Annotated in this window: 12 protein-coding genes; 6 read left to right on the forward strand and 6 right to left on the reverse strand. The window is 62.4% G+C overall.

All coding sequences use genetic code 11. The annotated features are described in order from the left end of the window. Positions 1-5: 5 nt before the first annotated feature. The 6 genes from infB to FVW59_RS02655 all read left to right on the forward strand — a co-directional run bounded on the left by infB (position 6) and on the right by FVW59_RS02655 (position 8,047). Complete coding sequence (gene infB, locus FVW59_RS02630; RefSeq protein ID WP_148062664.1) at positions 6-2,762, forward strand: translation initiation factor IF-2; 2,757 nt, start codon at positions 6-8, stop codon at positions 2,760-2,762. 22 nt (positions 2,763-2,784) lie between these two features. After that, positions 2,785-3,195, forward strand: coding sequence for a 30S ribosome-binding factor RbfA (gene rbfA / locus FVW59_RS02635; protein ID WP_148062665.1), 411 nt, complete (start codon positions 2,785-2,787; stop codon positions 3,193-3,195). Continuing rightward, positions 3,195-4,124: a tRNA pseudouridine(55) synthase TruB gene (gene truB / locus FVW59_RS02640; protein ID WP_148062666.1), complete on the forward strand. Its 930-nt coding sequence runs from the start codon at positions 3,195-3,197 to the stop codon at positions 4,122-4,124. Before rbfA ends, truB begins: the two co-directional genes overlap by 1 nt. Positions 4,125-4,288: 164 nt before the next feature. Continuing rightward, a complete protein-coding gene (gene rpsO / locus FVW59_RS02645) occupies positions 4,289-4,558 on the forward strand; it encodes a 30S ribosomal protein S15 (RefSeq protein ID WP_116366285.1) in 270 nt (89 codons plus the stop codon). A gap of 60 nt (positions 4,559-4,618) precedes the next feature. Beyond that, positions 4,619-6,748: a polyribonucleotide nucleotidyltransferase gene (gene pnp, locus FVW59_RS02650; RefSeq protein ID WP_148062667.1), complete on the forward strand. Its 2,130-nt coding sequence runs from the start codon at positions 4,619-4,621 to the stop codon at positions 6,746-6,748. Positions 6,749-7,411: 663 nt separating this feature from the next. Next, complete coding sequence (locus tag FVW59_RS02655; protein WP_187275716.1) at positions 7,412-8,047, forward strand: TIGR04219 family outer membrane beta-barrel protein; 636 nt, start codon at positions 7,412-7,414, stop codon at positions 8,045-8,047. 9 nt (positions 8,048-8,056) lie between these two features. Here FVW59_RS02655 and FVW59_RS02660 read toward each other — a convergent pair whose 3' ends face one another. The 6 genes from FVW59_RS02660 to pcnB all read right to left on the reverse strand — a co-directional run bounded on the left by FVW59_RS02660 (position 8,057) and on the right by pcnB (position 12,973). Continuing rightward, positions 8,057-8,470, reverse strand: a complete 414-nt coding sequence (locus tag FVW59_RS02660) for a PGPGW domain-containing protein (protein WP_148062669.1) — start codon at positions 8,468-8,470, stop codon at positions 8,057-8,059. Positions 8,471-8,538: 68 nt separating this feature from the next. After that, positions 8,539-9,423, reverse strand: a complete 885-nt coding sequence (gene panC / locus FVW59_RS02665) for a pantoate--beta-alanine ligase (RefSeq protein WP_148062670.1) — start codon at positions 9,421-9,423, stop codon at positions 8,539-8,541. Between the two features lie 260 nt (positions 9,424-9,683). Further along, positions 9,684-10,475: a 3-methyl-2-oxobutanoate hydroxymethyltransferase gene (panB, locus tag FVW59_RS02670; RefSeq protein ID WP_148062671.1), complete on the reverse strand. Its 792-nt coding sequence runs from the start codon at positions 10,473-10,475 to the stop codon at positions 9,684-9,686. A 7-nt stretch (positions 10,476-10,482) separates the two neighbouring features. Next, positions 10,483-11,166, reverse strand: coding sequence for a deoxynucleoside kinase (locus FVW59_RS02675; protein ID WP_148062672.1), 684 nt, complete (start codon positions 11,164-11,166; stop codon positions 10,483-10,485). A 23-nt stretch (positions 11,167-11,189) separates the two neighbouring features. Next, complete coding sequence (gene folK / locus FVW59_RS02680) at positions 11,190-11,687, reverse strand: 2-amino-4-hydroxy-6-hydroxymethyldihydropteridine diphosphokinase (RefSeq protein WP_425468394.1); 498 nt, start codon at positions 11,685-11,687, stop codon at positions 11,190-11,192. Continuing rightward, entirely contained in the window at positions 11,687-12,973 is a 1,287-nt protein-coding gene (pcnB, locus tag FVW59_RS02685; protein ID WP_148062674.1) for a polynucleotide adenylyltransferase PcnB, read from the reverse strand. The genes folK and pcnB overlap by 1 nt, the downstream gene beginning before the upstream one ends. Positions 12,974-13,130: the final 157 nt, after the last annotated feature.

Here is a 13,130-nt window from a genome sequence, read left to right on the forward strand (position 1 = left end):
ATTGAATGGCGCAGGTGACAGTACAGCAACTCGCAGAAACTGTGAATGCCTCCGTGGAGCGTCTGCTTACGCAGATGAAGGACGCAGGTCTGCCGCACAAGGCGGCGGACGAGGCGGTTTCCGAAGAGGACAAACAGACACTGCTGACCTTCCTGAAGCGCAGCCACGGTGAAGCCACCGATGCACCCAAGCGCATCACGCTGAAACGCAAGACCATCAGCACCCTGCGTTCCAGCAGTTCCCAGGGCAAGAAGACGGTCAACGTGGAAGTGCGCAAGAAGCGCACCTACGTCAAGCGCGATCCGGAAGAACTCAGGGCAGAGGCGGAAGCCGCTGCGGCGAAGGAAGCCGAGGAGCTGGCAGCGCGTGAAGCTGCTGCCGCGAAAGAGGCCGCCGAGGCAGAGGCCGAGGCCGCTCCGGCGGAACCGGAACCCGAAGTCGTAGCAGCCGCCGAGCCGGAAGTGGAAGAAGAGGCAGCTGTCGTCGAAGAAGTTGCACCGGAAGCCGAAGCTGAGCCTGAGCCGCAGCCGTCCGCAGCGGAGCCGGCCGCACCGAAGCCGGCCGCACCAAAGAAAGAAGACCCGCTGGAACTGGATCCGGAGATCCTGCGCCAGCGTGCGGCCGAGCGGCGCAAGAAGAAAGAAGCAGAAGAAGCCGAGGCCCGTCGCCGCAACATCGAGGCCAAGAAAGCCGAGGAAGAGCGTCAGAAGACGGAAGCTGCCGCCGCCGCCGAGCGTGAGAAAGAGAAAGAGGCCAAGCGTCCCAAGCGATTGCACGAGGCGCCCCAGCCCGGTGCTGCCGCTGCGCCAAAGGAAGATCAGCGCCGCAAGTCGGCCGGCAAGGGGCGTCTCGAGCGCCCGCCGGGTCGTGGCAAGCAGCGTGGACACATGTCGCTGAACAACCTGGATGGCGACGGGTTCGGTCGTCGTCGCGGCGGTCGTCGCAAGCTCAAGGCCTCGCATGCCGAACACGGCAAGCACGGCTTTGAGCTGCCCACCGAGCGCCAGGTGCGGGAAGTGGAACTGGCCGACATGATCACTGTGCAGGGGCTGGCCCAGCAGATGAAGGTCAAGGCCGGTGAAGTGATCAAGGAGTTGATGAAGCTCGGCGTCATGGCGACCATCAACCAGATGATTGACCAGGACACCGCGTCGCTGGTGGTCGAGGAAATGGGCCACTCTGTGAAGCTGATCAGTGCCGATGCGCTGGAGGAAAAACTGGAAGAAACCCTGTCGCTTCACGAGGGTACGCCGGAGCCGCGCGCGCCGGTAGTCACCGTAATGGGCCACGTCGACCACGGCAAGACCTCGTTGCTGGATTATATCCGCAAGAGTCACGTCGCCTCCGGCGAGGCGGGTGGCATTACCCAGCACATCGGTGCCTATCATGTGGAGACCGGCCACGGCATGATCTCCTTCCTGGATACCCCGGGGCACGCGGCCTTTACCGCGATGCGCGCCCGCGGTGCCAAGAGCACTGACATCGTGATCCTGGTGGTGGCCGCCGACGATGGCGTCATGCCCCAGACCGAGGAGGCGGTGCAACACGCCAAGGCGGCCGGTGTGCCGCTGATCGTGGCGGTGAACAAGATGGACAAGGAAGGGGCCGATCCCGACCGGGTCAAAAACGAATTGTCCGCCAAGGATGTGATTTCCGAAGAGTGGGGCGGTGATACCCAGTTCATCAACGTTTCCGCCCATACCGGTGAGGGCATCGATGCGCTGCTGGATGCCGTACTGCTGCAGGCGGAACTGCTGGAATTGCAGGCGCCCCGCGATGTACCGGCACAGGGGATCGTGATCGAATCCCGCCTGGACAAGGGCCGTGGCTCCGTCGCTTCTCTGCTGGTTCAGAGCGGCACCCTGCGCCAGGGTGATATTGTGCTGGCCGGCCTGCAGTACGGCCGCGTGCGCGCCATGCTGGACGAGAATGGCAAGCCTGTGAGCGAAGCCGGCCCCAGTATCCCGGTGGAAATCCTGGGCCTGGATGGCACCCCCGATGCCGGCGACCAGTTCGCCGTGGTGGAAAGCGAGAAGCGCGCCCGGGAAGTGGCGGACTTCCGCCAGGAGAAGCAGCGCGACAACAAACTGCAGCGCCAGCAGGCGGCGAAACTCGACAACATGTTCGAGAGCATGACCGCCGGCGAGAAGAAGACCCTCAATGTGGTGGTCAAGGCCGACGTGCGCGGCTCCCTGGAAGCCATCCAGACTTCACTGCTGGATCTGGGCAACGAGGAAGTACAGGTCAACATCGTCGCCGGCGGCGTCGGTGGTATCGCCGAGACCGACGTCACCCTGGCCATGACCTCCAACGCGGTGATCTTCGGCTTCAACGTGCGCGCGGATGTTTCCGCTCGCCGCCTGGTTGAAAGCGAGGGTGTGGATCTGCGTTACTACAACGTGATTTACGACCTGATCGATGATGTCAAGCAGGCCCTGTCCGGCATGCTGGCACCGGAAATGCGCGAAGAGATTCTCGGCATTGCCGAAGTGCGCGATGTGTTCCGCTCGCCCAAGTTCGGCCTTATCGCCGGCTGTATGGTGATCGAGGGTACCGTGTACCGCTCGCGCCCGATCCGTGTGCTGCGCGACAACGTGGTGATCTATGAAGGTGAGCTGGAATCCCTGCGTCGCTTCAAGGACGATGCCGCGGAAGTTCGCAACGGTATGGAGTGTGGTATCGGCGTGAAGAACTACAATGACGTGAAGGTCGGTGACCAGATCGAAGTCTTCGAGGTGAAGGAGATCGCCCGCTCCCTGTAGGGCGCGGCGACCTCTGCCGGACATGGCCAAGGAATACAGTCGAACCCAGCGCGTTGCGGATTATCTGCAGCGCGAACTCGCCGCCCTGATACAGCGGGAGCTGCGCGATCCGCGGGTGGGCATGGTGAGCATCACCGGTGTCGATGTCAGCCGCGACCTCGGCCACGCCAAGGTGTTTTTTACCCTGCTGGGTGCTGACTCCAGTGACGACGCAGCCGAAACGGCTGGCGTGCTGAACAAGGCGGCGGGTTTTCTGCGTTCCCAGCTGTCCCGCGACAGCAACATGCGCATGGTGCCGCAGCTGCGGTTCGTCTTTGACAGCAGCGTCGGCTACGGCCGCAATATGGAAGACCTGATCCGTCGCGCTGCGGATGCCGACCGCGATCTCGGGCTGCGTGACGACGAGGGCGACGACACCGGAGAGCGGGAGTAGTGGCACGGCGCCGCCGCGGCCGTCCGGTGGACGGCATACTGGTGCTCGACAAACCGGGCGGGGCGAGCTCCAACCACGCCCTGCAACAGGCCAAACGCCTGTATTTTGCTGCCAAGGCCGGACACACCGGCAGCCTCGATCCGCTGGCCACCGGGGTGCTGCCTCTCTGCTTTGGCGAGGCCACCAAGTTTTCCCAGTACCTGCTGGATGCGGACAAGGCCTACGAGAGCACCTTTGTATTGGGTGTTGCCACCGCCACCAGCGACGCCGAGGGCGAGGTACTGAAGGAGTCCGACGCATCAGGCATTGACGAGGCGACGGTGCGCGCCGCGCTGGAGGCATTTCGCGGCGACATCGAGCAGGTACCGTCGATGTTTTCAGCCATCAAGCAGGATGGCCAGCCGCTGTACAAACTCGCCCGTCAAGGGCTTGAGGTGGAGCGCAAGGCGCGGCAGGTGACCGTTCACCGGCTGGAACTGCTGGCCTTCCGCCCGGGTTTGCGGGCGGAGGTGGATATCGCAATGGAGTGCAGCAAGGGCACCTATGTGCGCTCCATCGCCGAGGATCTTGGCGCCGCGCTGGGCTGTGGTGCTCACGTGAGCGCGCTGCGGCGCACGAAGGCCGGGCCTTTCACGCTGGCGGACGCGGTTACCCTGTCGACCCTCGAGGCGCTGAAGCAGAACGACAGGCTGGCCGACATGGACCAGCTGCTGTTGCCGGAAGACACCGCCGTGCGCGGTATGCCGCTGGTGCGGCTGACCGAATCCGGCGGCTTCTACATGCGCCAGGGGCAGCCGGTCCAGGTGCCAAATGCGCCCTGTAATGGTATGGTGCGCGTCGCTCTGGAGACCGGTGAGTTTCTGGGCGTAGGCGAAATATTGGACGACGGGCGCGTGGCGCCCCGTCGACTGGTAGTCGACCGGCATTAGCCGGCCGGCCGTCACCGGGAGGTGACACAGGCATATCACCGCCGCCCTGAGTCGGCAGTGATGCAAACCGGAGATGTCTGTAAATCTGCACGGACAGTCTCTTTTCATGAACGCGCAGCGGTGTGAATGTCGCTGCCACGGCAGATTCAAATGAGGAAATAGCAATGGCTTTAAACGCTGAAAAGAAAGCAGAAATCGTCAAAGAGTACCAGGTAGCTGAAGGCGACACCGGTTCCCCCGAAGTACAGATCGCGCTGCTGACTGCAAATATCGAGCAGCTCCGGGACCACTTCGCCGAGCACAAGCAGGATCACCATTCCCGTCGCGGCCTGATCCGCATGGTGAACCAGCGCCGCAAACTGCTGGACTACCTGAAGCGGAAAGATGTGAACCGCTACGCCGACCTGATCAAACGTCTGGGTCTGCGTCGATAAGCTGCACCATAGACCGGGGCTGAATGCCCCGGTTGTCATGTTAAGAATTGGAGAATTAATGTGAATCCAGTAACTAAAACCTTCCAGTACGGTGGTCAGACCGTCACCCTGGAAACCGGCCGTATCGCCCGTCAGGCGACTGGTGCGGTTCTGGTGACCGTCGAGAACACCACCGTGCTGGTCACCGTGGTGGCAGAGAAAACCGCCAAGGAAAACCAGCCCTTCTTCCCGCTGTCCGTACACTACCAGGAGAAAACCTACTCCGTCGGCAAGATCCCCGGCGGCTTCTTCAAGCGTGAAGCCCGGCCCAGCGAGAAAGAAACCCTGACGTCGCGCCTTATCGATCGCCCGATCCGCCCGCTGTTCGCCGACGGTTTCATGAACGAAGTGCAGGTCGTCTGCACCGTGATGTCCGCCGACAAGCACATCGACCCGGACATTCCCGCCATGATCGGCACCTCTGCCGCTCTGGCCATTTCCGGCTGCCCCTTCAATGGTCCTATCGGCGCCGCGCGCGTCGGCTTTAATGAAGCCCAGGGCTACATGCTGAACCCCACCTATGACCAGCTGAAAGAGAGCAAGCTGGACATGGTCGTTGCCGGCACCACTGACGCGGTACTGATGGTTGAGTCCCAGGCTGACCAGCTGTCCGAAGACCAGATGCTGGGCGCGGTACTGTACGCTCACCAGGAAATGCAGGCTGTTATCCAGGCAGTGAAAGAACTGGCCGCCGAAGCCGGCAAGCCGCGCTGGGACTGGCAGGCACCCGCTGTCGACCAGGATCTGCTGGCTGCCGTTGAAGGCCAGGTCAAGGCCGACCTCGGTGAAGCCTACCGCATCACTGAAAAAGCCCAGCGCTATGACCGCGTGGGTGAAATCCGCGAAGCCTGCGTTGCCGCGCTGGCGGTGGAAGGTGGCCCCTCAGCCGATGCCGTCAAGGACATGTTCAAGAAGGTCGAGAAAGACCTGGTGCGCAAGCGCATCATCGCCGGTGAGCCGCGTATCGACGGTCGCGATAACCGCACCGTTCGCGCCATCGCGTGTGAAGTTGACCTGCTGGCCAAGGTTCACGGCTCTGCCCTGTTCACCCGTGGTGAAACCCAGGCCATCGGTGCCGTGACGCTGGGCTCCACCCGCGACGCACAGATCATCGATGCCCTGGAAGGCGAGCGCCGCGATCCCTTCATGCTGCACTACAACTTCCCTCCCTACTCTGTGGGCGAAGCGGGCCGTATCGGTTTCACCGGTCGCCGCGAAGTCGGCCACGGCCGCCTGGCCCGCCGCGGCCTGGCCGCGGTGCTGCCCCGTGAGGACGAGTTCCCCTACACCGTGCGTGTGGTATCCGAGATCACCGAGTCCAACGGCTCCAGCTCCATGGCATCCGTCTGTGTCGGCTCCCTGGCCCTGATGGCCGCTGGTGTACCCCTGAAGGCGCCGGTTGCCGGTATCGCCATGGGCCTGGTCAAGGAAGGCAACAACTTTGCCGTGCTGACCGATATCCTGGGTGATGAAGATCACCTCGGCGACATGGACTTCAAAGTCGCCGGTACCGCCGAAGGCGTGACCGCCCTGCAGATGGACATCAAGATCGAGGGCATCAACGAGCAGATCATGGAGATCGCCCTGCAACAGGCACTGCAGGCCCGCCTGCACATCCTGGGCCAGATGAATGCCGTACTGCCCGCCGCCCGCGAAGTCACCTCCGACAACGCGCCGAGCATGATCACGCTGAAGGTCGATTCCGACAAGATCCGCGACATCATCGGCAAGGGTGGCGCGACCATTCGCTCCATCACTGAAGCGTCCGGCGCGACGGTCGACATTGATGACGACGGCACTGTGCGTGTGTTCGGCCAGGACAAGACTGCCCGCGACAAGGCGGTTGAGCTGATCGAAGAGATCACCGCGGAAGCGGAAGTGGGTGCGGTCTATGTGGGCAAGGTTGCCCGCATTGTTGATTTCGGTGCATTCGTAAACATTCTGCCCGGCAAAGATGGCCTGGTGCACATTTCCCAGATCGCCAATGAGCGAGTTGAGAACGTGACCGACCACCTGAGCGAAGGCCAGGAAGTTCGCGTGAAGGTTCTGGATGTGGATCAGCGCGGTCGTATCAAGCTGTCCATCAAGGAACTGCTGGAAGATGAGGCTCCGGCCGAGGAAGCACAGGAACAGGAATCTGCTGATTCCTGATCCGGTCACCCCGGTCGTTTATTCAGGGGCGCTCCCGCAAGGGTGCGCCCCTTTTTTTCGCCTGCGTAGCAGGGTGGTTCTGGTGCATGTCCCTGAATCGCCTTTTTGGCGCGAAGTTTTTCGGAGCTTCGTAGCTCGGCGTCACAGGAATGGGACGGGCCTCGGGACACGCCGTAAATACGTCCATGTAGGCTCGACGGCAGCATCCATGCTGCCGACGGTCCCTCACCCCGCCCCATACCTGAGACACCTAGTGTTGCCGCGCCAAACTGCCGGAGCTACTGGCAGCGTTCCAATGGTCAATGTGAAAGTAGGTAGGCCGGAGGGGCAGGCTCTCCATGCCTCATAGGGTCGCTGTATGCCCCTGGGGCTCAGACGCTTTCTGCACCTTGGAACAACGTTCACGGCGCAACGGCTTCGATAGGGTCGGTATTGTGCCCATGTTGTAGCTCTCGGCGATGTAGGTGTCGTGGAGCCGGAGTGGGGTGAGGGACCCTCGGCAGCATGGATGCTGACGAGGAGCCTACATGGATGTATTTACGGCGAGTCCCGCACCCCACTCCGGCTGTGCGGCACCGGCCTACGAAGTCGAATAAGTTGACCGCAACTAACACGCCCCGTACTGTACCGCCAACTTTCCAAGCCACCCGGAGTGCCAACGCCATGAAAAAAATCGCCGCCACCTTGTGCCTGCTCGCCGCCCCCGCGATCGCCACCGCCGACGTTCTCGCCTTCAAAGCCGGCGCTGCCGCCTGGATGGCCGACGGCAGCGCTCCCGGCTTCGATGCCGGTGAAGAGCAGCAACTGTCCCTGACCGCCGCCTTCGAGCACCCCATCCCCATCATCCCCAACATCAAAGTCCGCTACTGGGATTACGCTGAGAAAGACGGCGCCGCGCCACTCGAGTTGAGTACGCTGGACGCCATCCTCTACTACGAAATTCTCGACAACCCCGCCATCGATCTCGATCTCGGGGTCAGCGCCACCAATTTCCAGGACGGGCGTGCGCCGGGGCGGCGCTCATTTGAGGGCTGGGTACCGCAGCTCTATGGCACTGTGCGCGTGCCGCTGGTGGGTACCGGCTTCGGGGTTTACGGTGAAGCCACTGCAACCAACTGGGATGACACCAGTGCCTACGATGTCGAAGCCGGCCTCGACTACACCCTGGATATGCCGGTGCTGGATCTGTCTTTCCGCCTGGGCTATCGCCAAGTGGAAAACGATTTCGATGATTTTGACGATTACGACGGTAAACTGGAGTTCAGCGGCTGGAGTCTCGGCGTACTGATCGATCTGTAAAGTCTGCTATCAGCGCGGGGCTTCCATCGGTGCGGAGCCCGCGCGTTGGCGCAGCCAGTTGATGGCGCGGAGGATGCCGGGGGTGAGCGCCAGTTTGCGCTCGAGGCGGTATTTGCCGGGAAAGTTCATCAGCATCAGCCCCACCAGAATGGTAACGACGCCCTGGCCGGGGGTGAACAGCAACAGAATGCCCAGCGCCAGGAGCATCAACCCAACGACGTTCTTCAGGATAACCAGCAGCAGGCTGAGGGGCGGGTAGGGCGTCATGTCGCGCCAGGAGCGGCGGGATTCGGCGTTGAAGTAGTCGACCGGCAGTCGCGACAGCGCCAGTGGCATGACGACCACAGTGCCTATCAGCATCAGCAGTGAGATTCCGGCGACCCAGGCCAGCAGCGTCTCGGCGTGTTGCGTTACAAAATCCATGTGTACTTGCGACCGCCAGTTGTAGCGCAGGTTCCGCTGCCGGGCTTATCGCCCGCATTGATTGCCTCTTACTGTGTAGCCAGCATGCCCCAGTCGGAGGCAGGGTTAACGGCGAGGCGCACGTTGTCTATCAAACGGGTACTGCCCAGCCGGGCCGCTGCCAGGATGGCGATCTCTTCAGTGCTCTCATCCACTGCACGCAGGGTACGGGCGTCGCGAATGGCGAAGTAGTCCGGTTCGAAGCCGGCCTGCAGCAATTGCATGCGCGCGTGGGATTCCAGTTGCAGGAAGTTGTCGAAGCCGCAGGCAATGGCTTCGCGGCAGCCCGTCAGCACCTCGTGGATAGTGGGGGCAATGCGGCGCTGCTCGCTGTTCAGGTAACCGTTGCGGGAGCTCTTGGCCAGGCCGTCGGCATCGCGCGCCGTCGCCACACCTTCGATCTGGATGGGCATGCAGAGATCGCTGACCATCTTGCGGATGATGGACAGTTGCTGGAAGTCCTTCTCGCCAAACACCGCCACATCGGGCTGTACCATATTGAACAGCTTGTTGACGATGGTGGATACGCCGTTGAAATGGCCGGGGCGGCTGCTGCCACAGAGGGTTTCGGAGAGGTCGGGAACCTGTACCTGGGTGTGCTTGTGCATGCCCTCGGGGTAGATTTCCTCGACGGTGGGGGCATACAGCACCTGAACGCCCTCACTGAACAGTTTTTCCTTGTCCGCGGCCAGGGTGCGGGGGTAGGCGTCCAGGTCCTCGTTGGCCCCGAACTGCAGGGGATTGACGAAGATACTGACCACTACGATATCGCAGAGCGATCGGGCCCGGCGCACCAGGTCCAGATGACCTTCGTGCAGATTGCCCATGGTGGGTACGAAAGCGATGGATTGGCCCTGGCAGCGGAATTCGCCGAGGGCGGAACGCAGGCTTGCGGCCGTTGTGTAAGTTCGCATATCTGCCATATCCCTCTATGTGGAATGGGCGACGCTAAACCGATCGTCGGAGTGGTTACAGACCTGCCCTTGCGGCGGCAGGGGGTGAGGCAGTATGCACAAAGATAATGTTACGGGCAACGGAATTTCATGAAAAATTCACGCTCCGGTGTTACCAAAAGAAGCAGTATTTGCCGCTTCTTGATGTGAGCGCTTACTTACTGTGAAGGCCTCAGCTTCTGGCAGTGCCTGTAGAGCGGAAGGACGGTAACCGGGCTGATTCAGCTGTAGGTGTGTTCTTCGCGGGGGTATTCGCCCGCCTTGACGGCCTGCACAAAGGCGCCGAGGGCGTCCTGCACGCTGTTCTTGCCGGCCATGAAGTTCTGCACGAATTTGGGGCTGTGGCCCGACAGGCCGAGCAGGTCGTGCAGCACCAGTACCTGGGCATCGGTGCCGGCGCCGGCGCCGATACCGATGACCGGGATGTCCAGCTTTTCGCTGATATCGGTGGCCAGGTGGGCCGGCACACACTCCAGTACCAGCAGGCTGGCGCCGGCGTCCTGGATCTCCACGGCATCGGCGAGGATGGATTTGGCGCTCTTGGGCGTGCGCCCCTGCACCCGGTAGCCGCCGAAGACGTTCACGGATTGCGGGGTGAGGCCGAGGTGGGCACAGACCGGGATGCCGCGCTCCACCAGCATGCTGATGGTATCGCTGAGCCAGACGCCGCCTTCCATCTTTACCATCTGCGCGCCGGCCTGCATCAGCATGGCGCTGTTGCTCAGTGCATCCTCGGCACTGCTGTAGGTCATGAAGGGCAGGTCGGCTATGACCATGGCATCGGTGTTGGCGCGGCATACGCAGGCCGTGTGGTAGACCATGTCTTCCATGCGTACCGGGATGGTGCTGCCGTGACCCTGCACGACATTGCCCAGGGAGTCGCCGACCAGGATGGTCTCGGCGCCGGCTTCGCTCACCAGGCGGGCAAAGGTGGCATCGTAGGCGGTGATGCAGACAAACTTCTCGCCGGCGGCCTTCATTTTGTCCAGGGTGCTGACAGTAATCTTGCCCATGGCGGTGCTATCCAAAGAAGGTGGGATTGAAGTAGTGGCGGCCGCTGCGGATGTCCAGCAGGTAGTCGACCAGGTGGCGGTAGTCGCTGTCGCCGTTGGCGAGATCGATCTCACTGGCGTTGACGATCAGTAGTGGGGCGCCATCGTAATACAGAAAAAACTCGCTGTACACTTCGTTCAGGCGCTCCAGATAGTCGCGTTCCACCGCCTGTTCAAAGGGTATTCCACGCTGTTCTATGCGCGACAACAGTACGTCGGTGGAGGCCTGGAGATAGATCACCAGGTCCGGTCGTGGGGCGTCGATAGTGAGTTGCTTGTAGACCCGCTCGTAGAGCTGGAACTCGTCCGCTTCGAGGTTGATGCGGGCGAACAGCGGGTCTTTGTCGATCAGGAAGTCGGCCACCCGTACCGGCTCAAAGATATCGGTTTGGCGGAGCTGCTCGATTTTTTCGGCCCGCTGGAACAGGAAAAACAGCTGGGTGGCCAGCGCGGCCTGCTTGCGGTTGCGGTAGAACTTCTCGAGGAAGGGATTGGCCTCGGCCTCCTCCAGCAGTGTCTGGTAGTTGAAGGTGGCGGCCAGGCGCTTGGCCAGCGTGGTTTTGCCCACTCCGATGGGCCCCTCTACCGCGATATACAGGGGCGGCTGGCGCCCTTTGAGGTCGTGGCCGATGGTCGTGCTGTCACCGCTCAAGCTGTGGCTCCTGGTTCTATTGCCTAGTGTGTTTTCAGGCGTATCCGGGTGCGCTCCAGCCGGCCTCCGGAACAGCGGTCCGCCAATGTAGCAAGATCGCTGCCGCCCGGCACTACCAGACGCGGGTCGCAGATATCTGTCAGGGGCACGAGTACGAAGTTGCGCTCGGCCATGGCCGGGTGCGGCACCTGCAGGCGAGGTTCGTCGATGCGCTGTTCGCCGAACAGCAGAATGTCCAGGTCGATAGTGCGCGGCCCCCAGCGTTCGTCGCGCACCCGCCCCTGGTTGTTCTCGATCGCCTGCAGGGCGTCCAGTAATTCCAGCGGCTGCAGCTCGGTGATGAGGGCGACCACAGCGTTGAGGTAATCGTCTTGTCCGTCCGGGCCCACAGGTTCGCTGCGATAGACCGGGGAGGCCGCGGCCAGGCGGGAGCGCGGCAGTTTTGCCAGCGCTGCCAGGGCGTCCTGCAACTGGCGCTCCGGGTCGTCCAGGTTGCTACCGAGGCCCAGATAGCAGGTGATCACGCGGCGTTACCCGGGCGCCGTCGCCGCGGTCGCCGGCGGCGGCTGCGAGTGGGTTGGTCCTGGGCTACCTGCTGTAACTGCTGGTTCTCCGGCAGGGTCTGGAATTCGGTCCACCAGGCGCCGAGGCCATCGGTGGCTTCGCCGGCTTCCTCGCGCAGCAGCAGGAAGTCGTAGGCAGCGCGGAAGCGCTTGTGTTGTACCAGTTCCACCGCCTTGCGCCCGCGGCGCTCCAGGCGCAGCTGGAACTCCCAGATATCGCGCATGGGCAGGCTGAAACGGCGCGGGATGGAGAGGTGCTGGGCGGCTTCGGCAATGACCTGCTGGGCGGCACTGTTCAGCGCCTGAGCCGGCGCTTCGCCGCGGGCCTGCAGATCGTCCCCCCGCGCCCTCACCACAGGCCACAGCAGGGCCGCCAGCAAAAAGGCCGGGGTGACCGGTTTGTCCTCGGCGATGCGCGCGTCGGTACTGCGCATGGCGGCCTCCACCAGGGCCTGGCCGCTGGGGTCGCGCTGTAACTGGTGAGCACTGTCAGGGAACAGGTAGCGCAGTAACTGGTGGCGCTGCAGCAGCGCCAGGGTGGGCTCGGCATAGCCGGCCAGGAACAGCTTCAGAAACTCGTCAAACAGGCGCGCGGCCGGTATTTCCCCCAGCAGTCCGGCGCATTCGGGAATGGCCGCGGCGGTCTTCTGATCGATGGAGAAATCGAGTTTGGCGGCAAAGCGCAGTACCCGCAGCATGCGTACCGGATCCTCGGTGAAGCGCTGCACCGGGTCGCCGATAATGCGGATGTGGCGGCGCTGCAGATCTTCAAGCCCCCCAACGTGGTCGAAGACTTCGAAATTCTTGCTGTCGTAGTACAGGGCGTTGACGGTGAGGTCGCGACGCACTGCGTCCTCTTCCAGCGTGCCAAAGACATTGTCCCGCAGGAGCAGGCCACTGGACGATTGCCGTGAGTGGCTGGAGCGGGAGCGATCGTCGTCGCTGTCGTGGTGGCCGCGGAAGGTGGTGACCTCGATTATTTCGCGGCCAAAGCGCACATGTACGATACGGAAGCGACGGCCGATGATGCGTGAATTGCGGAATAGTTCGTGGACTTGCTCGGGCGTGGCGTCGGTGGCGATGTCGAAGTCTTTGGGGTGGCCGCCGAGTAACAGGTCGCGTACGGCGCCGCCGACAAGGTAGGCCTGGTAGTCGCTGCCGCGCAGGCGCGCCATTACCTTGAGGGCGTTGTCACTGATGTTCTGCCGGGAAATGCAGTGCTGATCCCTGGGAATGACCTTCAAGCGCAGTGCCTTGTGCAGTGAGTTAACGCAGCGCAGTCTATCACAGAAGGTTGCGCGAGGTGTGCTGGCAGCGGTTAATGGGAGGGGGCGGAAAGCAATAATAAGACGGGGAAAACAGCTGTTTTCCCCATCCAGGTCTCTTCGGAGTTATTCTTAT

This window comes from Parahaliea aestuarii, from assembly GCF_008064635.1.
In the GTDB taxonomy this organism is placed as follows: domain Bacteria; phylum Pseudomonadota; class Gammaproteobacteria; order Pseudomonadales; family Halieaceae; genus Parahaliea; species Parahaliea aestuarii.

What these genes read in the sequence shown, in the direction of transcription:
- infB (WP_148062664.1), top strand. Translation starts at nt 6, where the DNA reads ATGGCGCAGGTGACAGTACAGCAACTCGCAGAAACTGTGAATGCCTCC.
- rbfA (WP_148062665.1), top strand. Translation starts at nt 2,785, where the DNA reads ATGGCCAAGGAATACAGTCGAACCCAGCGCGTTGCGGATTATCTGCAG.
- rpsO (WP_116366285.1), top strand. Translation starts at nt 4,289, where the DNA reads ATGGCTTTAAACGCTGAAAAGAAAGCAGAAATCGTCAAAGAGTACCAG.
- FVW59_RS02655 (WP_187275716.1), top strand. Translation starts at nt 7,412, where the DNA reads ATGAAAAAAATCGCCGCCACCTTGTGCCTGCTCGCCGCCCCCGCGATC.
- FVW59_RS02660 (WP_148062669.1), bottom strand. Translation starts at nt 8,470, where the DNA reads ATGGATTTTGTAACGCAACACGCCGAGACGCTGCTGGCCTGGGTCGCC.
- panC (WP_148062670.1), bottom strand. Translation starts at nt 9,423, where the DNA reads ATGCGAACTTACACAACGGCCGCAAGCCTGCGTTCCGCCCTCGGCGAA.
- panB (WP_148062671.1), bottom strand. Translation starts at nt 10,475, where the DNA reads ATGGGCAAGATTACTGTCAGCACCCTGGACAAAATGAAGGCCGCCGGC.